Genomic DNA, 18,518 nt, shown 5'->3' on the forward strand with positions numbered 1-18,518 from the left:
CGGGCTTTCACTCCCGCGGGGCGACGATCCCGCGGACGACGCCGAGTTCGACCAGATCCTGCGGGCGCAGCCGCAACTGGTCGGCGGTCCCGGGCACCTGCTCCGGCGGACGCTTGAGGATCGCGGCGGCGAGCTCGGGTGCTATGACGGAGAAGTAACTGTCGGGTGTGGCCCAGGTGTTGCCGGGCGCGGCCAGCGCGAGGGCGCCGCCCGAACCGCCTTCACCGATGAGGAGGCTGGTGACCGGCGACCGGGCGCCGGCGATCGCGGCGAACAGGTCGGCGATGGCGGCGCCCGCGCCGGAGCGCTCGGCCGCGGCGTCGTTGGCGGCGCCGGGTGTGTCGATGAGGGTGAGCACGGGGAGCCCGAGCCGGCCGGCCATGCGCACGACGCGTGCGGCGGTGCGGTAGCCGGCCGGAAGGGTGGCGGTGCCGCCCTGCGCGACGAAGGCGACGGCCCGCCCGTCGTGCATCCCGACCCCGCAGAGCATCCCGGCGTCCACCCCGCCGCACCGGTCGCCGCTGAGGGGCCTGCGCCGGCCGAAGTACGCGTCGAGATAGGCCCGTGCGTGGGGCCGCCCCGGTGTGCGGGCCTGGGTGACGGCGTCCCATCCGGTGCGGGGGAGGGGCGGCGCGCCGAGCGCGAAGGGGGGAGGCACGGAGCCGGACGGGGCCGCGCCCGTCTCCGCGCCACCGCCGACAGGTTCCACCGTGTCCGAGCGGCCCCGACCGGCCGCGTCCAGGGGCGCACGGTCCTCGTCCGTCTCGAAGCGGGCCCGGCCCGCACCCCCGGACGCCGCCGCCCAGAACGACACCGCCTCCCGCAGGTCCTCCGGCGCCACGATCTCGTCGATCTGGCCCGCGGCCAGCTGTGCCTCCGCCGTGTACGCCGACGGGTCCGCGTCCGGGGGCCGCACACGGGAGCCCGCGAAGCCGACCTGGGCCGACGGGAGAGCCAGGATCACATCCGCTCCCGCGCCCAGCGTCGCCCAGCCGCCACCCGTCGTCGGGTCGCGCAGGACCGCGATCTGCGCCACTCCCGCGGCGCGCAGCCGCACCGACGCGGCCGCCACCCGCTGGAGCTGGGTCAGCGCGATCATGCCCTCCTGCATGCGGCTGCCGCCCGTCGCGATCAGCGACACCAGCGGCCGGCCGAGCTCGCGGGCCCTGTCGTACGCCGCCTCCAGCCGGTCGCCGGCCCGGCTGCTCAACGAGCCGCCGAGGAAGCCGAATTCGAAGGAGATCACCACACACGCACGGCCGCCCACCGTCGCCTCGCCCCACACCACGGACTCGGAGGACCCCGTGCGCCGGGCCGCCGCCGCGCGCTGGTCGCCGTACCCCTCCCAGCCGATCGGACCGTCCGGTGCCTGCTGCTCGTCGAGCGCGCCCTGCCGTTCGACCGGCGCCGTCTCGGTGAAGTCGTCGCAGATCAGCGCGATCGCCGCGGATGCGCTCAGCCGGTCAGCCATGCAGCGCCCGCTTCATGATCTTGCCCATGTCGTTGCGCGGCAGCGCGTCGAGGAAGCGCACCGTCCGGGGCCTCTTGTGCGGAGCGAGCTGGGCCGCCACATGATCCGCCAACTCGGCCTCGGTCGGCGGCGACTGGCCGTCCACCGGAACGATCCAGGCCACCACCCGCTCGCCCAGATCGGCGTCGGCCTCTCCGGTGACGGCGGCTTCCCGCACGCCCGGGTGCTCCAGCAGCGCGTTCTCGATCTCGCCGGCGCCGATCTTGTAACCGCCGCTCTTGATCAGGTCCGTGGCCTTGCGGCCGACGATCCGCACATACCCGTCCGGGTCGCGCACCGCCATGTCCCCGGTGCGGAACCAGTCGCCGTCGAAGGCCGCCGCGGTGGCGTCCGGCCGGTTCAGATACTCCGTGAACAGGTTCTCCCCGCGGACCTGGATCTCGCCGATGGCCGCACCGTCGTACGCCGTGACCGGCGTGCCGTCCTCCTCGACGAGCCGCAGTTCCACGCCCCGCAGCGGCACCCCGACGGAACCCGGCCGCGGTTCGCCGTCGACCCGGACGCTCGTGTTCATCAGGGTCTCGGTCATGCCGTACCGCTCGATCACCGGGCGGCCCGTCGCCGTACGGATGCGTGTCTGGTCGTGCACGGGCAGCGCCGCCGAGCCGGACACCAGCAGCCGCGCGCCCGCGAGCGCCTTCGTCAACTCCCGGTCGTCGTCGAGTGATTCGGCCAGTCGGTGGTACATCGTCGGCACCCCGAACAGCATCGTGCCGCCGTCCGTCAGCTCACGGATGACGCCCTCCAACGAGAACCGGCCGAGGTGCCGCACCTGTCCGCCCCGGCGCAGCGGGCCGAGGATGCCGAGGATCAGTCCGTGCACATGGAACAGCGGCAGCCCGTGCACCAGCACATCGGCGTCCGTCCACTCCCAGGCGTCCTCCAGGGCGTCCAGGCTCGCCGCGATCGCCCGGCGCGGGAGCACGGCGCCCTTCGGCGCGCCGGTGGTCCCCGAGGTGTAGACGATCAGGGCCGGGTCGGCCGGGGACGGCACCGCGGGCGGCGGTCCCGCGTCCCCCGTCACCGGGACGTCGATGCGCTGCAACCGGTCCAGCCCGTCCGGCAGTTGCTCTCCCGCGGCGGCCAGGACGGCCGCCGGTTCGCTGTCCGCGAGGATGTGCGCCAGCTCGCGCTCTCCCGTCCTCGGGTTCAGCGGCACGACGGGCACGCCGGCCAGCAGTGCGGCCACCACTCCCACCGCCGTCTCCAGCGTCGGCGTCGCCCACAGTGCGATCCGGGACGCTCCGCCGATCCGTACGGCGAGCGAGCCCGCAGCGCCGGCGAGTTCCCCGTAGGTCAGACCGCGTTCGCCGAAGCGCAGGGCGGGCCGGTCCGAGCCGGCGGTCAGCGCCGGGAAGAGGTCAGTCACTCGTCGTCCTCCGTCTGATGCAGCGTGTCTGTGCCGCGCTGGGCCGCGTGCCGTCCTGATGTCCGGCGCACGCGACCGCACACAAGCCGGTCCTCGCACACACCATTGTCCCCCGCCGGATCACGGCACGGGCGGTGGGACGGCACCCCTGACCGGGTACGGGCGGCCGCCCCGACGCGGGTGCCGCGGACTCCCGCGGGGTCCCTACCGGGGCGCCTGCCAGGTGACCGTCGTACCGTGCCCGCCGTCCCCGTCCCCTTCCCTGCCGGCCCCCTCACCGGGGCGCCCGTCGTCCGTGACCACCAGCCGCACCCCGGGCCGTCCGTCCGGCAGCGGCACGGTCGCGTCCACCTCCACGTCGATCGCGGAGACGTCCCGCCGCCGGTACGCCGCGGCCAGCGCACCGCGCAGCGCGGCCAGCAGCTGCTGGTCCGCCGGCTCCCGTACGAGGGCGTCGACCGCGCCCCGGAACCGCACGGACGGCTGGAAGCCGAGCAGCGCGGCCGCCCCCGCGGTCTCCCGCAGTACCCGGTCGCGGAAGCCGGCCGGAGCGTCGGCGGGCGGCTGCTGGAGCGCGAAGATCGCCGTCCGTACCTCCTGGATCGTGGAGTCCAGCTCGTCCACGGCCCGGCCGAGCAGCTCGTCGCTCTCGTCGTCCGGTGCGCGCCGCCGCGTCGACTCCAGCATCATCTCGGTGGCGAACAGCCGTTGGACGACGAGATCGTGCAGGTCCCGGGCGATACGGTCACGGTCCTCGTAGACCGCGAGCCGCTTGCGGTTGTGCTGCGCGTCCGCCAGGACCAGCGCCAGCGCGGCGTGCGAGGCGAACCGGGTCGCCAGCAGCCGTTCGGCCGCCGTGTAGGGAGGGCCGTGCCGCCGGCGCGGCAGTGCGAGGGTGCCGATCAGCCGACCGCCGCTCTGCAGCGGCAGCATCATCGACGGTCCGAACCGGCTGCGCACATGGGTGGTCATCCGTGGATCGGTCGCCGAGTCGTCGATGAACACCGGTTCACCGCCGAGGAGTTGGACGAGCACCGGCGACCCGGGCGCGATGGTGGTGCCGACGATGTCACCGGGGTCGTCGGCCGTGGACGCGGCGACGATCTCCATTCCACCGTCCTCGGTGGGCTGGAGCACGACACCCGCCGAGGCGTCGGCGAGGACGCGGGCCTGTTCGGCGACCGTCCCCAGGGCGTCCTGGGCGCTCTCGCCGGTGAGCAGCGCGGTCGTGACGGCGGCCGCGCCCTCGATCCAGCGCTCCCGCTGCCGTGCGCTCTCGTACAGCCGGGCGTTGCCGATCGCGATACCCGCCTGTGCGGCGAGCATCCGCAGCAGAGCGACGTCGTCCTCGGTGAACGAGCCGTCACGCCGGTCGGTCAGGCAGAGGAGCCCGAAGTCCTGGGTGCGCACCCGGATCGGAACCCTGAGGTACAGGTACGTCCCGGGACGGCCGCCGGGAGCGCCGGGCGAGGGCGCCTGGGCGGGGTCGTCGGGGCTCGGCAGCAGCGGATCCCGCATGAAGGCGCTGATGAGGCCGTCGTCGTCCCCGGCCGGCAGGGGGGCGGCCGGGCCGCCGCCGGACGAGAGGCAGCCCTCGTCGTCCTCCGTCCGGGCGGCCGCGCCGGCGGTGTAGAGCTCGGTGATCGTCCCGCTCTCGGGGTCGAGGACCCCGAGAGCGCCGTGGCCCGCCCGGGTGAGACCGGCCGCGGAGTCGACGATGTGCTGGAGGGTCGTGTGCAGTTCGAGGTCGGTACCGACACTGAGCACGGCCTCCAGCAGCATCGTGAGACGTCGTGCCGGCCCCGCCTCGCCCACCGCGGGCCGCCCTCGTCCCGCTCCCTGCCTCAGCCGGCCTCGGCCTCGGCCAGCGGGTTGAGGAGCAGCGGCTGGACCTTGCCCTCCAGCATCGCGCCGAGGCCCAGTACGGCACAGATGTCGGGGCGTTCGGCGATCTGGACCGGCATACCGGTGGCCTCGTGCAGCATCTCGTCGAGGCCCGGCAGCAGCGCCGAACCGCCGACCATCATGATGCCCCGCTCCGCGAGGTCGGCGACCAGGTCGGGCGGGCAGTCCCGCAGGACCTTGCCGATCCCGTCGAGCACGGAGGTCAGCGGGGTGTGGATGGCGTCCCGCACGGCGGCGGTGTCGACCCGCACGGAACGCGCGAGGCCGGTGGCCACGTCCCGCCCGTGGATCTCGGTCGAAGCCGGCCCCTGAGGGGTCAGTCCGTTGCCGCGCAGGGCGAGTTGCAGGGGGCGTACCGACTGGCTCGGCAGCATCAGCTCGTGCTGGTGGCGCAGGTGCTGGATGACCGCGTAGTCGATGGCGTTGCCGCCCACGGGGATCCGCTCGGCGGTGACGATCGCGCCGAGCGAGAGCACGGCGATCTGGGTGGTCGCCGCACCGCACACGATGATCATGCTCGCGGTCGGCTGCTCCACGGGCAGCCCGCAGCCGACGGCCGCCGCGATCAGGGTGTCGACGAGCTCCACCCGGCGGGCACCGAGGCCGACCAGGGTCTCGACCGCGGCGCGCTGCGCCAGCGGGTCGCTGTCGTGCGGTGTGCAGGCGGCGGCGCGCAGCCGCGGCTTGCGGCGCAGTTGCCGGCGCAGCTTCTCGCCCAGAAGGTGACGGAGCATCCGCTGGGCCATCTCGATGTCGACGACCGTGCCGCCGGAGACGGGCCGGACGACGCGGATGTAGTCGGGCGTACGGCCCGTCATCTTCTCGGCGAGCGCGCCGACCGCGATCAGCGCGCCTGTACGGGTGTTCACGGCGGCGACGCTCGGCTCGTCGACGACGAGTCCGGCGCCCTTCACGAAGACCCTGGTCCGTGCGGCTCCCAGGTCGACGGCGACATGGCAACGGCGCAACTGCTCAAGACTGACGGTCACGGCAGATCCTCCCGAGTGCGGTTCGTGATGGCATCGTGCGGTCGCCGGGAGCAGTGCGCGCGCTGGGTGAGCCGGTCGGGGGTACGAAGCTGACGATCCGCCAGATCTGTGCGCCCATTCGGGGGGTGGGCGTTGCCGGGCCGGGCGGCATCCGCGCGCACACGTCGTCGCGCGGCCGGGGCGGTACGCCGATCGTCGGGGCGGGCCGGCGCGCGGTGGTCGTCGCTGGAGCAACCGCTGAAGCAGCCCCCAGCAGAACTCCGCCACACATGTCTGTCCGTCAGGAAGCGTCAGCCGCAGCTGCCGGCGGGGCGGGGCCGATCCCTCCATCGGGCGGGCCGGGGGGAAAGCGCGGGCCGCCTCGTCCACCGTGCACGACCAGGCGGTGAGGTCCTCGCCGGGCGGCATCCGCGCGCACACGTCGTCCCGCGGCCGGGAGGGTACGCCGATCGTCGGGGCGGGCCGGCGCGCGGTGGTCGTCGCTAGAGCAACCGCTGAAGCAGCCCCCAGCAGAACTCCGCCACACATGGCTGTCCGTCAGGAAGCGTCAGCCGCAGCTGCCAGCGGGTCGGGGCCGATCCCTCCATGGGGCGGGCCGGGGGGAAAGCGCGGGCCGCCTCGTCCACCGTGCACGACCAGGCGGTGAGGTCCTCCCGGGTCCGCAGCTCGGGGCCCGGGGTGCCGGGGGCACGGACCAGCCACTCGTTCCACACCGCTCCGCCGTCCGCGGCCATCACCTCGAAGCGCAGGTCCGGCCAGAGCGGTACGCGCCACTGGTGGGCGTCGCACTCCAGGTCGCCGATCCGGCGGCGTTCGGTGCGCTCGGCAGGTCCGAGCACCGAGCGGTAGCGGGAGAGGGCACCCCGTCCGCGCGGTGAGCGCACCATCGCCTGCCAGCGGCGGTTCGCCTCGCGCATGTCGGCGATCGACGCGCCCAGTTCCCGGCGCGCCGCCTCCACCAACTCCGGCTGGTGGTCGGCCATCCGGCGCAGGAGGACCAGTTGGAAGTCGTGAGGCCCGAAGGGTGCGGCTGCGGTCATGTCCGACATCCTGCCCCGCGGACCGGACGCGACGCGTCGTCAACCGGGCGACCGGACGCGCCGCGGAAGTGAAGATTCCACACAAGATCCTCACAGTCTCATTCACCTCTGGCCCACCCTCGCCGCATAATCTGCGGGCGCCATGGATTACTGCTACCAGTGTCGACGGCACCTCAACGGCGCCCTGGCCTGTGCAGGCTGCGGCACGCCCGTCGAGGAGCTCAGGCATCGAAGCCCCAGCGCCCCCGCGGCGGAGCACGTCCTCGAGTTGGACGAGGTGTCCGCGCCGGCGGGTCATCGGCGTTCGCGCCGCCAGGCCCCTGCGCGTCCGAAGTCCTCGGGCCGACGGGGGCGCAAGCGGCGTGGCCGCAAGGTGCTCATCGGCGTCGTCGGTCTGGTGCTCGCGGCCGGTGCGCTGAGCCTCGCCGAACTGGCCCTGGAGAACCCGGGCGACGACGGAGCGGCGACGGCCGTGAAGGAAGCGGACAGCGAGGAGACGGAGTTCGCTCCGCTGCCTCCGGAGGCGAACGAGAGCCCGGAGGGTCCCGACGGCGTCACCGAGCAGCCGGTCGAGACCTCGGCCACATCCGCACGGCCCACCTCCACCGTCACTGTCGCGGGGACCGCCGGCACGGGCAGTCCTGCCGGGGAGGATCCGGGCGAGGGGAACGGCCCGCCGCCTTCGTCGCGGGCCGACGAGCCGTCCGATCCCGATCAGTCGCCGTCGTCCTCCGCGCAGCCGAGCGAGTCGTCGGGCCCCGGCGGCGGGGCGCCCACGAACCCCGCGCCCGGCACCCCCACGCCGTCGCCGACCCCGACGCCGACCTGCAATCGGTTCCTCTTCTGGTGCCTGTGAGCCGTGTTCCGGTTCCGGTGGGCTGGGTTCCGTCGGCCGTGACCCGTGCGCCGTCCGCGCGCCAGGGGGCCGGGCACCGCGATCCCGCGCCCCGGGCTTCCGTTCCGTCGGTTCCGTGTCCCGGGTCTCCATGACCCGCGGCTCCGCACACCGGGGACCCGCGCCCCGGTCCGCGCTCAGCCCGTCGCCGCGGCGTCCTCGCCGAGCATCCGCCTGAGCAGGTCCCGCAGAACGGTCCGCTCCTCGTCCGTCAGCTGCGCCAGAGGCTCACGGGCGAAGTCCAGTGACTCCCGCAGCCGCCGCGCCGTCTCCAGACCGTCGTCGGTGGGGGCGGCGAGCTTGACCCGGCGGTCGTTCGCGTCCGGCCGGCGCTCCACCAGCCCGCGGCTCTCCAGCCGGTCCACGATGCCGGTGATGTTCGACGGCTCGCACTTCAGCTTCACGGCGATACGCCGCATCGGCATGGGCTCCAGCGTGAGCAGCCCGAGGACGCGCGCCTGCGCGCCGGTCAGCGAGTGCTGGGCCGCGACCTGCTCGTACTCCGTGTAGTACCGGGCCACGACGGAGCCGATGAGGTCGACGACCTCGACGGTCAGGGGATCGGTACGTGGGGTGGCCATGGACGCCAGGGTACCCGGTTACTTGACAACATGAAATATCGCTGCGCATGGTTGTTTCAGGTAGTGAAGCTTTTCTAGGAGGAACGCAGCATGTCCGCACTTCCGGAGACCAGCCGTGAATGGCACCTCGTCGCCCGCCCGCACGGCTGGCCCAAGGCGGAGGACTTCGCCCTGCGTGAGGTGCCGGTGTCGGAGCCGGCCGAGGGCCGCGTCCTCGTCCGCAACCTGTACTTCTCGGTCGACCCGTACATGCGCGGCCGGATGAACGACGTGAAGTCGTACACCCCGCCCTTCCAGCTCGACCGTCCCATGGAGGGCGGCGCGGTCGGCGAGGTCATCGCCTCCAACGCCGAGGGCTTCGCCGTCGGCGACCACGTCCTGCACGGCCTCGGCTGGCGCGAGTACGCGGATGTCCCCGCGAAGCACGCCACCAAGGTCGACGGCTCCGTCGCCCCGCTCTCGGCCTACCTCGGCGTCCTCGGCATGCCCGGCCTCACCGCCTACGCCGGTCTCTTCGAGGTGGCCTCCTTCAAGGAGGGCGACGCCGTCTTCGTCTCCGGCGCGGCCGGAGCGGTGGGGAGCCAGGTCGGCCAGCTGGCCCGGATCAAGGGCGCCTCCCGCGTCATCGGCTCGGCAGGCTCCGACGAGAAGGTCAAGCTCCTCGTCGAGGAGTACGGCTTCGACGCCGCGTTCAACTACAAGAACGGCCCCGTCGCCCAGCAGCTGAAGGAAGCCGCCCCCGACGGCATCGACGTCTACTTCGACAACGTCGGCGGCGAGCACCTCGAAGCCGCGCTCTCCTCGTTCAACGTGCACGGCCGCGCCACCATCTGCGGCATGATCGCCCAGTACAACAACACCGAGGCGGCCCCCGGCCCGCGCAACCTCGCCCTGGTCATCGGCAAGCGCCTGCGCCTCCAGGGCATGCTCGTCAACGACCACAACGACCTCGCGCCGCAGTTCGTGAAGGACGTCGCCGGCTGGATCGCCTCCGGTGAGCTCAAGTACAACGAGACCGTCGTCGAGGGCATCGAGAACGGCTACGACGCCTTCGTCGGCCTGCTCCGCGGTGAGAACACCGGAAAGATGATCGTTTCCCTCACCCGCTAGTGCCGTGACCGGCCATGTCTGCCGGTCCGGCGGAGACGCTAGGCTCGTGCCGAGCCGTCGCGGTCGTGGGCGCGAGTCGCGGCGAACCACAGGAGGAAACCTCTTCATGTCCATTCAGCAGTCCGACGTCCTGTACACCGCTGTCGCCACCGCGGAGAACGGCCGTGACGGCCGCGTCTCCACCGATGACGGCAAGCTCGACGTGGTCGTCAACCCGCCGAAGGAGATGGGCGGTTCCGGGGCGGGCACCAACCCGGAGCAGCTCTTCGCCGCCGGTTACAGCGCCTGCTTCCAGGGTGCGCTGGGTGTCGTCGCCCGCCAGGAGAACGCCGACATCACGGGCTCGACGGTCACCGCCGAGGTCGGCATCGGCAAGAACGACGAGGGCTTCGGGATCATCGTCAAGATCACGGCGTCCATCCCGAACGTCGACGCCGCCACGGCCAAGGCCCTGATCGAGAAGGCCCACCAGGTCTGCCCGTACTCCAAGGCGACCCGCGGCAACATCACGGTCGACCTCGCGGTCTGAGTCCCACCTCGGGCACGTCGGGCCGCACGCACGGCCGAGGCACCAGCAGTAGGCACGACTGAGGGCCGCACCCCGTTTCCGGGGTGCGGCCCTCGGCGCATGGTCAGCGCGTCAGCAGTGCCCGGCCGACCTGCGCGAACACACCCTTCGGGTGGTCACGGAACAGCGGCTCCGTGCCGAACAGCACGACGGGCGCGCCCTTCGCCGTCGTACCGCTGACGACCGACGCCCGGCCCGCGGCCGCCTGCGGGCCGCCGCTGCCGTCCTCCGCCGCCCGCCAGTGGCCGGCCACCAGCGGATTGCCGGTGCCGTACGACTGCTCCGCCCGGACGCCGGCGCCGAGACCGGTGAACCAGAGCGGGGAGTAGACGAAGGTGTGGGCCGGGGCGCCGCCGGTGATCGCGCCGCCCCTGTTGGTCACCCGCACCACGCCGTTGGCGTCGCCGTTGCCCGCGGCCGCCGTCGCCGGGATCAGTCCGGCGGCCGCGTTGAAGGCCGCACCGGCCGACCCGAGGCCGACCACGCCGACACCGCTCCCGGCGAACGCCTCCCGCGCGGCCGGCGTCAGCCGGCCGTGGTCGAGGCCCGTCGACACGTACAGGACGTCGGCACGCGACCAGTCGAAGCCCGCGTTCAGGATCGCGGTCGACACCGGCACCACGTCGAAGCCCATCTCGCGCAGCGCGAACTGCTCGCCCGCCGTCACGGCGGCCGCGACCCGGGTGCGCGCGAGGGGCGCGGTCCCGCGCTCCTTCGTCGCCGAGAAGACGACACCGAACCGGTCGGCGAGCACGGCGGCCGCCCTGCGCGCAGAGCCCGGCACGATCGCCGCGCCGTCGGACGTCCGGCGCACCGCGACCCCCTGGGCCAGCAGGGTGTTGACGGCCGCGAGCTCCTTCGGGTCGTCCAGCCGCAGCTTCAGATCACCGCGCGGCGCGACGTACCCCGTGGGCGCGGCGGCGGTGACCGGCCGCGAGACCACGTGCAGATCGCCCCGGGCGGCCTTGTCGACCGTCGCGCCCCACAGCAGCCCGAGGCTCCAGCCCGAGATGTCGTACATGGTGGAGACGTCGGCGCTGATGTCCCTGCCCTCGGCCAGGATCACATTGGCGATCCCGCGCTTGGGCTGCCGCAGATCGACGACGTACGACCCCGCCGGGTAGCTACGGCCGGCCAGCCGGAACGGGCGGACGGCCCGCTCCACCCGGACGTCGTTGGCGACCAGGTGGTCCACCAGACGGCCCGCGGCGACCGCCGAGCGCTGTCCGCGGCCCGCCGGGATCACATACGCCCGCGGGAACGTCGTCGTGTAGACGTCCTCCGGCCCGATACCGGGCACCCCGGGCACCGTCTCGGGCGAGACCGGACGCTGGGCCTCACCGGCCGCGCCCCGCCGGAACGTCTCGATCTGGTCGGCGATCACCGAGGCGCGGTGGCTGTTCGTGTACTCCAGCGTGGCGCGCATCGCCGCACCCGCGATCGCCGTGTTGATCACCGCGCGCCGGCGCAGCTCGGCGACCGGCAGGCTGTCGTACTGGGCGTTGTTGACGGTCATCGGGAACTCGATGGTGTGCGAGGCGACCGCGCCCTGGAAGGGCATGTACTGCGGGGTGAAGATGGGCGGCCAGTCGTCCCAGCCCTCCTTCTCGTCCCGGAAGGGGATGACGGCGGGCTGCACGCCGTCGGCGGCGGGGGTGTAGCCGAGGCCGTTGACGGCCTTCTCCATACCGAGCGCGTTGGCGTACGCGTTCTTCAGGAACAGGTCGTACTCGTAGTTCTCGCCGTGCGGCGGTGTCGTCGGCTCGATCAGCGTGCCGTTGACATAGCCGTGCAGGTCGAGCATCACGGCGGGCTGCTTGTCGATCGCGATCCGCCGGATCGCCCGTGCCTCGGGCTGGGTCGCGGTGATGAAGTCGCGGTTCAGGTCGAAGCCGTTGGCGTTGGCGCGGGTTCCCGCGATCCGGCCGTCCGGGTTGGCGGTCACGTTCAGGTAGACACGGTTCTTCGCGAGCAGCCCGGCGGTCTTCGCGTCCTTGGCCTTCGCCAGCTCCTCGATGAGCTTCAGGGCCGCGTCCGTGCCCTCCCACTCATTGCCGTGGATGTTGTTGTTGATGAACAGGGGCGTCTTGTACGAGGCCTTGATGTGTTTGTCGCGGGCGGCCGCGGCCGGGCTGTTCTCGATCCGTTCCCGCATGCGTTCCTGGTCGCGGGCCTGGCCGGCGCTCTCCGGCGCGGTGACGGTCACCAGGTAGAGCTCGTGCCCGCCGGCGGAGTGCCCGGCGACCTCCACGCTCACCCGGTTGCCCAGCTTCTGGAGGGCGTTGAGCCGCGGTGCGAGCGAGTGGTACGGGGCGAGTCCCAGCTTGATCGACTTGTCGGCAGGGTTGACGGGCGGCGCGTCGAGGACGGTGCGCCGCGGGTAGCCGGCGTCCTTCCGCAGCCCCGGCGTCGCGCGCTCCAGCGCTCGCAGCGCACCGGCTCCCACGGGCGTGGAGTCCCGCGCGGTGTCCCGCCCGGCCCCTTCGCGTACGGGGTGCGGCCGCGGTTCGTCGCGCCCCGGTGCCGCGGACGCGGACAGCGGGCTGAGAAGTAAGGCTCCGAGGACGGCGGTACTGGTGGTGAACAGGACTGGTCTGAGGAGTGCCATGAACGGAGGGTCTACCGTGTCGCCGTGCCGGGGGCAACAGATGTCCGGAAGAAGATCGGCCGTTCGCCCTCTTCGCCGCGCCCCGACCGGCCGGCCTGTCCCTCCCGGCGGCCCGTTAGGCTGGGCGTATGCGTGATCTGGTGGTCGGCTTCGGCTATTTGATGAAGGGCCAGCGCTGGGTCGCCGGACACGGCCGCTGGCTCGGCTTCGGGCTGCTGCCCGGCCTGGTGACCCTCGTGCTGTACGCGGGCGCGCTCGTCGGCCTCGGCTACGGCGCCGACAATCTGGTGGGCTGGGCGACACCGTTCGCCGACGGCTGGTCCTCGCCGTGGCTCGGGCTGCTGCGCGGCTTTCTGACCGCCCTCGTCTTCACCTTCGGCCTGTTCGTCGCGGTGATCACCTTCACGGCCGTCACCCTGCTGATCGGTCAGCCCTTCTACGAGTCGCTCTCCGAACAGGTCGACCGCAGCGAGGGCGGCCGGGTTCCCCGGTCGGGGCTGCCTCTCTGGCGCGAGCTGTGGATCTCCGCGCGCGATTCGCTGCGGGTCGTGGCGCGTGTGGTGTTCTACGGGATTCTGCTGTTCGCGGCCGGCTTCCTGCCCGTCGTCGGCCAGACCGTGGTCCCCGCGCTCGGCTTCGCGGTCTCCGGGTTCTTCCTCGCCGAGGAGCTCACCGCCGTGGCCCTCCAGCGCCGGGGCGTCGAACTGAAGGAGCGGCTCGTCCTGCTGCGGGGCCGCCGGATGATGGTCCTCGGCTTCGGTGTGCCGCTCACGCTGGCGTTCATCGTGCCGCTCGTCGCGGTGTTCCTGATGCCGGGCGCGGTGGCGGGCGCGACGCTGATGGTGCGCGACCTGGCGGGCACGGAGTCCGACGAGCCGTCACCGCACGCCCCGGCCCCGTACAGCCTCGACAAGGACCGGGGCCTCAACGACGCCGGACGGGGCGGGTACCGATCCTGACGGCGGCGAGCCTCGGGTTCCGCGCCTGATCACCGCGGCCCCTCCGGGTTCCGCGCCCGACTCCTTCCGGCCCTCAGGTCTTCGGCTGGGTGAAGCGGATGCTGTTGCCGAACGGGTCGCGTAGGCCGCAGTCGATGCCGTACGGGCGCTCGGTGGGCTCCTCGGTGAACTCGACGCCCCTGTCCCGCAGCGTCTTGTACGTCCCGTGGCAGTCGTCCGTGCTGAAGATGAGGGAGCCGCCCATGGCGCCCTTGGTCACCAGCTCGCGGACCTGCTGGGCCGTCTCCTCCGACATCGCCGGAGGACCGGGCCGCTCCAGCAGGATCTGCCGCTCCGGGTGGCCGGGGACGCTGACGGTCAGCCAGCGCATGAAGCCGAGGTCGACATCGGCGCCGACCTCCAGCCCGAGCGTGCCGACGTAGAAGTCGAGGGCCTCGTCCTGGTCGAGGACGTAGATCTGTGAGTGCGTGATGGCGTTGAACATGTCCCTCACGCTACGGGCCGCGGCGGACGAAAACTTATCCAGAACTGCTCGGTCCGGGGATGTCCGCGCAGGACCGCCGGGCGGGCCGCCGCTCACGGGACCGGCCGCGTCCACGCCTTCGTGAAGCACGTCGGCACGTCCGCCGCCGCGGCCTCCTTGCGGTACGCCCTCGGCGGCCGGCCGACGATGTCACGGAACGTACGGCTGAAGGTCCCCGGACTGCCGAAGCCGACCTCGAAGCAGATGTCCGTCACGCTGCGGTCGGTCTCCCGCAGCAGATACATCGCCCGCTCCACACGGCGGCGCTGGAGGTAGCGGTGCGGCGTCTCGCCGAACGTGGCCCGGAAGGTGCGAGCGAAGTGCGCCGGGGACACATGGGCGATCCTGGCCAGGGCCGGCACGTCCAGCGGCTGTGCGTAGGCGCGGTCCATCGCGTCCCGGGCCCGCAGCATGCGGCGGTTGGTCTCCTCCGCGGCGCGGCTCACCGCATCCTCACCCGGTCCACCGTGGTCCACGACAGGGCACAGGGGCCGGGCGGGACCGGTACGGCGCTCACAGCGCCACCGTCGCCGGTGACAGCTCGGCGAGCGCGAGCCCGGGTGCGCTCGACGCCGCCGTGGCCAGCAGTGCGCCGTCCGGGCCCCACACCGCACTGTCGCCCGGGCACTCCCCGACACCGCAGCGACCCACCGCGTTGGCGAGCACCACATACAGACCGTTGTCCCGCGCGCGGACGGGGTAGACCGTCGCGAACGAGTCGTTGCCGATCTCCAGCGCCGAACTCGCCACGTACACCCGGCAGCCGTCCGCCCGCGCCCGCTCGGCGAGCTCAGGGAAGCGGTTGTCGTAGCAGACCGCCGTCGCGAAGCCGATGCCGTCCAGGGTGAACCGGCCGTCCTCGGAGCCCGCGTCGAAGACGTCGTTCTCCGTGCCGTGCACATGCTGCTTGTCGTAGCGGGCGAGCAACTCGCCGTCCGGCCCGATGACCAGCGAGGTGATGGCGGGCCTGCCACCGGGCGTACGGATCGCGGCGTTGAGCACGGCGGCCGTGCCGCCCGTCCGGCACGCCTCCCGCACGGGGTCGAGCCGCGCGTCGTCCTCCGTGAGCACCAGCGCGGGGTCGGCGGCGATGAGATCCGGCTCGTACCCCGTCACCGCCAGCTCGGCGAAGACGACCAGGCGTGCGCCCTGCGCCGACGCGGCGTCGACGAGGTCACGCACGGCGCGCACATTCGCGTCGATGTCACCGGGGGCGGAGCGGAACTGTGCGGCGGCAATCCTCATACGGCCATCATCACCGCCCGGCAGCAGCCGGCACCACGCCTTTCCCGCACCCGCGGCCCCCGCGCCTCCCCCCCCGCCCCGGCAGCCGGAGCGGGGGAGGAGCCGTACCTCAGGAGGCGTCGGCCGCGACCCGGATGATCTCCCGCACCTGCGCGATGATCTCCAGCCGGTTCTTCACGAACACCGGGTCCGTGATCTCCGTCGTGTTGGCCGCGTCGAACTGGAGGACCGGGGTGTGCACATGCCCGCCGGGGATCTTCAGCCCCAGCCTGTCCCGCAGCAGCGTCGCGCGGTAGGCGATCTCGTTCGAGAGGTAGTCGCCGCCGCCGCCCGCCCGTGCGGTCGAGCCCGGCGTCGGGCCGTCCGGGCGGGCCACGGGTGTCGTGGAGCCAGCCGGGATCTCGGTGACCGCCGTGTTGTCGAAGACCGGGAAGGGCCCGGTCTTCGCGGCCACGATCGCCGCGTACGGCAGGGTCGTCGTCGTCCACTGCGGCTGCGTCGCCGGATCGCTCACCGGCACCGTCTCGGTGCGCGAGACGTTCAGGTTGTCGCCGAAGCCGCCCCGCCAGGCCCCGTTGGTCCGCTCGATGTCGATACGGCCCACGCGCCCCTGGCTGACCGTGGTGAACAGGTCCGCCTTCGGCAGCTGCTCGCGCAGGGTGCGCTCGACCGTGCCGTCCGCGAAGTCCTGCCAGCGCACCGGGAAGACCGCCGTCTCGATACGGGCCGGTCCGTCCGCCGTACGGATCCACGTCCCGTCCAGCGCGAGCGCCGTCGCGCCGGACGGGTTGCTGATCCGGATGTCCCGGTCGAGCGTGAAGGGGTCGAAGCCCGTCATCACGATCCGCTTGACGCCCTTGCCCGCCGGGAGGTCCATCGAGTCCTGGCCGCGCGAGGAGTGCTCCAGCCGGTCGACGAGCCGGTCGCGCTGCGCGGTCGTCAGCCCGAACCCGGGCTCCCACTGCCGCAGTTCACGCGTCATCGCGAGCCGCGCCCAGTACAGCGGCCGGTCGTCGTCCCGGCTCAGATCGCCGCGTACCGGCCCACGCCCCTGAGCGCGGTCGACCGCACGGTCCCAGAGCGAGGAGGCGTGCCGTACGACGGCCCGCTCCGCCTGCCGGTAGCTCCGCGCGTGGCCCAGCGCCCCGGCGAACTCCGGTGCCACCGTGTCGAATCCGCCGCGCCGCAGAATCTCCTGGGGCACGGCCCGGTCGAGCCGGGCCTCCTCCACGGTGACCGGCGCGGCAGCGCCCGGTTCGGCGGCGGCGAGCGGCGGAGCCGCCAGGGCGAAAGTCAGGGCGGCGGCGCCAACTACGGTCACGCGCGCACGTATCCGGGACACGGCAATCCTTCCGTCGGGGGGTCGCGGACATACCACCACAGGAGTGCTGCCCTGGCTACCGCCTCATTCCGGCCGCACCGACCCCAACAGCCACAGGTCGTGCCCCCGGCGGTCAGACCGGCGGACGTACCGCGGTGATGTTGCGGTACGCGATCTCGGCGAGCCGCCCCTGGCCGTTCTTGCTCGGGTGGAACCAGTCCCAGCGGCTCAACTGGTCGCCGCTGAACCGGTAGTCGAAGACCGCGCCGCCGTCGTAACGGCAGCGCCGGTCCTTGGCGCACACGTCCCTCAGCACGCTGTTGTACGCCTTCACGCGGTCCTGCACCTCGGTCCGCCGCTGCTGCGCCCGCACACTCTCGTCCTCGGCGTCGCCCAGCATCGTGGCGCAGATCCCCAGCTTCCAGATCTGCCGGCCCAGCGGATTGCCCCGCCCGGTCGACCACAGCCGCTTCAGGTCGGGCACGCTGGAGACGTAGACCTGGGACTTGGGGGCGGTGCGCCGCAGTTCCCGCAGGGCGCCGGTGAAGGACGTACGGAACTCCTCGACGGGCGTCATGCTCGCGGTGGTGTCCGCGCAGGCGTCGTTCGCGCCGACCATCACCGTCACCAGTTCCGGCTTCCTGGCCGCCGCCTGGGTCATCTGCGCGGGCAGATCGGAGACCTCCGCGCCGGACCGGGCGTAGTTCCAGGCACGCTCGGCGACGGCGGGCGCGCCCATCAGCCGCAGCGCGAGGCTGTTCACCGTGGCGTCGGAGCCGGTCGCCCAGGACACCTCGGGGCAGTCGGAGAGCACCACACAGGCGTCGAAGCCCCGGGTGATGGAGTCACCCACGGCGGCGATCGAGTCAGGGCTGCGGTCCCACACAGGGGTGGGTGAAGGCCGCCGTTTGGCGGGTGAGCCGTTCGCCCGGTTGTCCGACGAGGAGTCACATCCCGTCAGGGCGCCGGTCGCCAGGAGCGCGACGGCCGTCAGTGCCGCGGCCGCCGTACGCACACGACGGCCTCGTACGGTCTCGCGCATCCCCTTTTCCCCTCCGTATCACCCGTACATGGCGTCCTCGCGGGTGAAAGCTTGGTGCGTACGGCCCCCAGGACCGACATTACGTCACCCCTCGGCCACCCGCGCGCGGTAGCTTTTCCCCGTCGACCAGAGGCCGCGTGCCCATCGGCCCCGGTAAATTACATCACGTCACATGGTGTCCCTTTTGTGGAGATTAACTCCTGATGCTGTTTACTGAGGCCGCTGGGAATGGCGATCCTCGTCCCACTCTGGAGGTCCCGGTGACGACACGTGGCGTTCTGTACGTTCACTCAAGCCCCCGTGCACTGTGCCCGCACGTCGAATGGGCGGTCGCGGGTGTGCTCGGTGTACGGGTCCAGCTCGACTGGATCAGACAGCCCGCATCCCCCGGCACCTGGAGAGCCGAGTTCTCCTGGCAGGGCGAGGTGGGCACCGCATCCAAGCTGGCGTCCGCGCTGCGGGGCTGGCAGCTGCTGCGCTTCGAGGTGACGGCCGAGCCGTGCGCGAAGGCGGAGGGCGAGCGGTACAGCGCCACGCCCGACCTCGGCATCTTCCACGCCGTCACCGGGATGCACGGCGACATCCTGATCCCCGAGGACCGGCTGCGGGCCGCGCTCGCGCGATCCGTCCAGGGGGAGACGGATCTGGAGGCGGAGATCGCGAAGCTGCTGGGCAAGCCGTGGGACGACGAGCTGGAGCCGTTCCGGTACGCCGGCGAGGGCGCCCCGGTCCGCTGGCTGCACCAGGTGGTCTGAGCCCGCAGAGCGCCCGTCCGCGCGGGAGAACGACCCGCGCGTCCGTCCGCGCGGGAGCGCCCCCGAGCCGCCCGCGC

Annotated in this window: 17 protein-coding genes; 5 read left to right on the top strand and 12 right to left on the bottom strand. The window is 72.7% G+C overall.

Annotation, left to right across the window (positions count from 1 at the left end):
* Positions 1 to 7: 7 nt before the first annotated feature.
* The 5 genes from RPQ07_RS25310 to RPQ07_RS25330 all read right to left on the bottom strand — a co-directional run bounded on the left by RPQ07_RS25310 (position 8) and on the right by RPQ07_RS25330 (position 6,843).
* A complete protein-coding gene (locus RPQ07_RS25310; RefSeq protein WP_313946474.1) occupies positions 8 to 1,471 on the bottom strand; it encodes a carboxyl transferase domain-containing protein in 1,464 nt (487 codons plus the stop codon).
* Positions 1,464 to 2,900: an acyl-CoA synthetase gene (locus RPQ07_RS25315; protein ID WP_313946475.1), complete on the bottom strand. Its 1,437-nt coding sequence runs from the start codon at positions 2,898 to 2,900 to the stop codon at positions 1,464 to 1,466. The genes RPQ07_RS25310 and RPQ07_RS25315 overlap by 8 nt, the downstream gene beginning before the upstream one ends.
* Positions 2,901 to 3,104: 204 nt before the next feature.
* Entirely contained in the window at positions 3,105 to 4,682 is a 1,578-nt protein-coding gene (locus RPQ07_RS25320; RefSeq protein WP_313949022.1) for a GAF domain-containing sensor histidine kinase, read from the bottom strand.
* A gap of 62 nt (positions 4,683 to 4,744) precedes the next feature.
* Complete coding sequence (locus tag RPQ07_RS25325; protein ID WP_313946476.1) at positions 4,745 to 5,794, bottom strand: rod shape-determining protein; 1,050 nt, start codon at positions 5,792 to 5,794, stop codon at positions 4,745 to 4,747.
* 482 nt (positions 5,795 to 6,276) lie between these two features.
* Complete coding sequence (locus RPQ07_RS25330) at positions 6,277 to 6,843, bottom strand: hypothetical protein (RefSeq protein ID WP_313946477.1); 567 nt, start codon at positions 6,841 to 6,843, stop codon at positions 6,277 to 6,279.
* A gap of 133 nt (positions 6,844 to 6,976) precedes the next feature.
* On the opposite strand from RPQ07_RS25330, the gene RPQ07_RS25335 reads away from it, so the two are divergent.
* Positions 6,977 to 7,690 (top strand): hypothetical protein, encoded by a 714-nt coding sequence (locus RPQ07_RS25335; RefSeq protein WP_313946478.1) that lies wholly within the window; start codon positions 6,977 to 6,979, stop codon positions 7,688 to 7,690.
* Positions 7,691 to 7,866: 176 nt separating this feature from the next.
* Here the strand turns inward: RPQ07_RS25335 and RPQ07_RS25340 are convergent, their stop codons facing one another.
* Positions 7,867 to 8,310, bottom strand: coding sequence for a MarR family winged helix-turn-helix transcriptional regulator (locus tag RPQ07_RS25340; RefSeq protein ID WP_313946479.1), 444 nt, complete (start codon positions 8,308 to 8,310; stop codon positions 7,867 to 7,869).
* Positions 8,311 to 8,400: 90 nt separating this feature from the next.
* Between RPQ07_RS25340 and RPQ07_RS25345 the strand changes: the two genes are divergently transcribed.
* Positions 8,401 to 9,420 carry an NADP-dependent oxidoreductase gene (locus tag RPQ07_RS25345; RefSeq protein ID WP_313946480.1) on the top strand — a complete coding sequence of 340 codons (1,020 nt, stop codon included), beginning with the start codon at positions 8,401 to 8,403 and terminating at the stop codon, positions 9,418 to 9,420.
* 106 nt (positions 9,421 to 9,526) lie between these two features.
* The gene (locus RPQ07_RS25350; RefSeq protein ID WP_313946481.1) at positions 9,527 to 9,949 is read left to right on the top strand and encodes an organic hydroperoxide resistance protein; all 423 of its coding nucleotides are present in this window, start codon (positions 9,527 to 9,529) and stop codon (positions 9,947 to 9,949) included.
* A 103-nt stretch (positions 9,950 to 10,052) separates the two neighbouring features.
* On the opposite strand, the gene RPQ07_RS25355 is transcribed toward RPQ07_RS25350, so the two are convergent.
* Positions 10,053 to 12,596 carry a M14 family zinc carboxypeptidase gene (locus tag RPQ07_RS25355; RefSeq protein ID WP_313946482.1) on the bottom strand — a complete coding sequence of 848 codons (2,544 nt, stop codon included), beginning with the start codon at positions 12,594 to 12,596 and terminating at the stop codon, positions 10,053 to 10,055.
* 128 nt (positions 12,597 to 12,724) lie between these two features.
* On the opposite strand from RPQ07_RS25355, the gene RPQ07_RS25360 reads away from it, so the two are divergent.
* Positions 12,725 to 13,555, top strand: a complete 831-nt coding sequence (locus RPQ07_RS25360) for an EI24 domain-containing protein (protein ID WP_313946483.1) — start codon at positions 12,725 to 12,727, stop codon at positions 13,553 to 13,555.
* Positions 13,556 to 13,628: 73 nt separating this feature from the next.
* Here RPQ07_RS25360 and RPQ07_RS25365 read toward each other — a convergent pair whose 3' ends face one another.
* From RPQ07_RS25365 to RPQ07_RS25385, 5 genes are all read right to left on the bottom strand, one after another.
* Positions 13,629 to 14,039, bottom strand: a complete 411-nt coding sequence (locus RPQ07_RS25365; RefSeq protein WP_313946484.1) for a VOC family protein — start codon at positions 14,037 to 14,039, stop codon at positions 13,629 to 13,631.
* Positions 14,040 to 14,131: 92 nt separating this feature from the next.
* Positions 14,132 to 14,524: an AraC family transcriptional regulator gene (locus tag RPQ07_RS25370; protein WP_313946485.1), complete on the bottom strand. Its 393-nt coding sequence runs from the start codon at positions 14,522 to 14,524 to the stop codon at positions 14,132 to 14,134.
* 67 nt (positions 14,525 to 14,591) lie between these two features.
* Entirely contained in the window at positions 14,592 to 15,323 is a 732-nt protein-coding gene (locus RPQ07_RS25375; RefSeq protein WP_313946486.1) for a carbon-nitrogen hydrolase family protein, read from the bottom strand.
* Positions 15,324 to 15,432: 109 nt separating this feature from the next.
* Complete coding sequence (locus RPQ07_RS25380) at positions 15,433 to 16,644, bottom strand: pyroglutamyl peptidase (RefSeq protein ID WP_413777779.1); 1,212 nt, start codon at positions 16,642 to 16,644, stop codon at positions 15,433 to 15,435.
* Positions 16,645 to 16,777: 133 nt separating this feature from the next.
* Positions 16,778 to 17,686, bottom strand: coding sequence for an SGNH/GDSL hydrolase family protein (locus tag RPQ07_RS25385; RefSeq protein ID WP_313946488.1), 909 nt, complete (start codon positions 17,684 to 17,686; stop codon positions 16,778 to 16,780).
* Between the two features lie 260 nt (positions 17,687 to 17,946).
* Here RPQ07_RS25385 and RPQ07_RS25390 point away from each other — a divergent pair, with 260 nt between their 5' ends.
* A complete protein-coding gene (locus RPQ07_RS25390) occupies positions 17,947 to 18,441 on the top strand; it encodes a DUF3145 domain-containing protein (protein ID WP_313946489.1) in 495 nt (164 codons plus the stop codon).
* Positions 18,442 to 18,518 lie beyond the last annotated feature (77 nt).

Origin of the sequence: Streptomyces sp. AM8-1-1, assembly GCF_032229325.1 — a bacterium.
GTDB classification, from domain to species: Bacteria; Actinomycetota; Actinomycetes; order Streptomycetales; family Streptomycetaceae; genus Streptomyces; species Streptomyces achmelvichensis.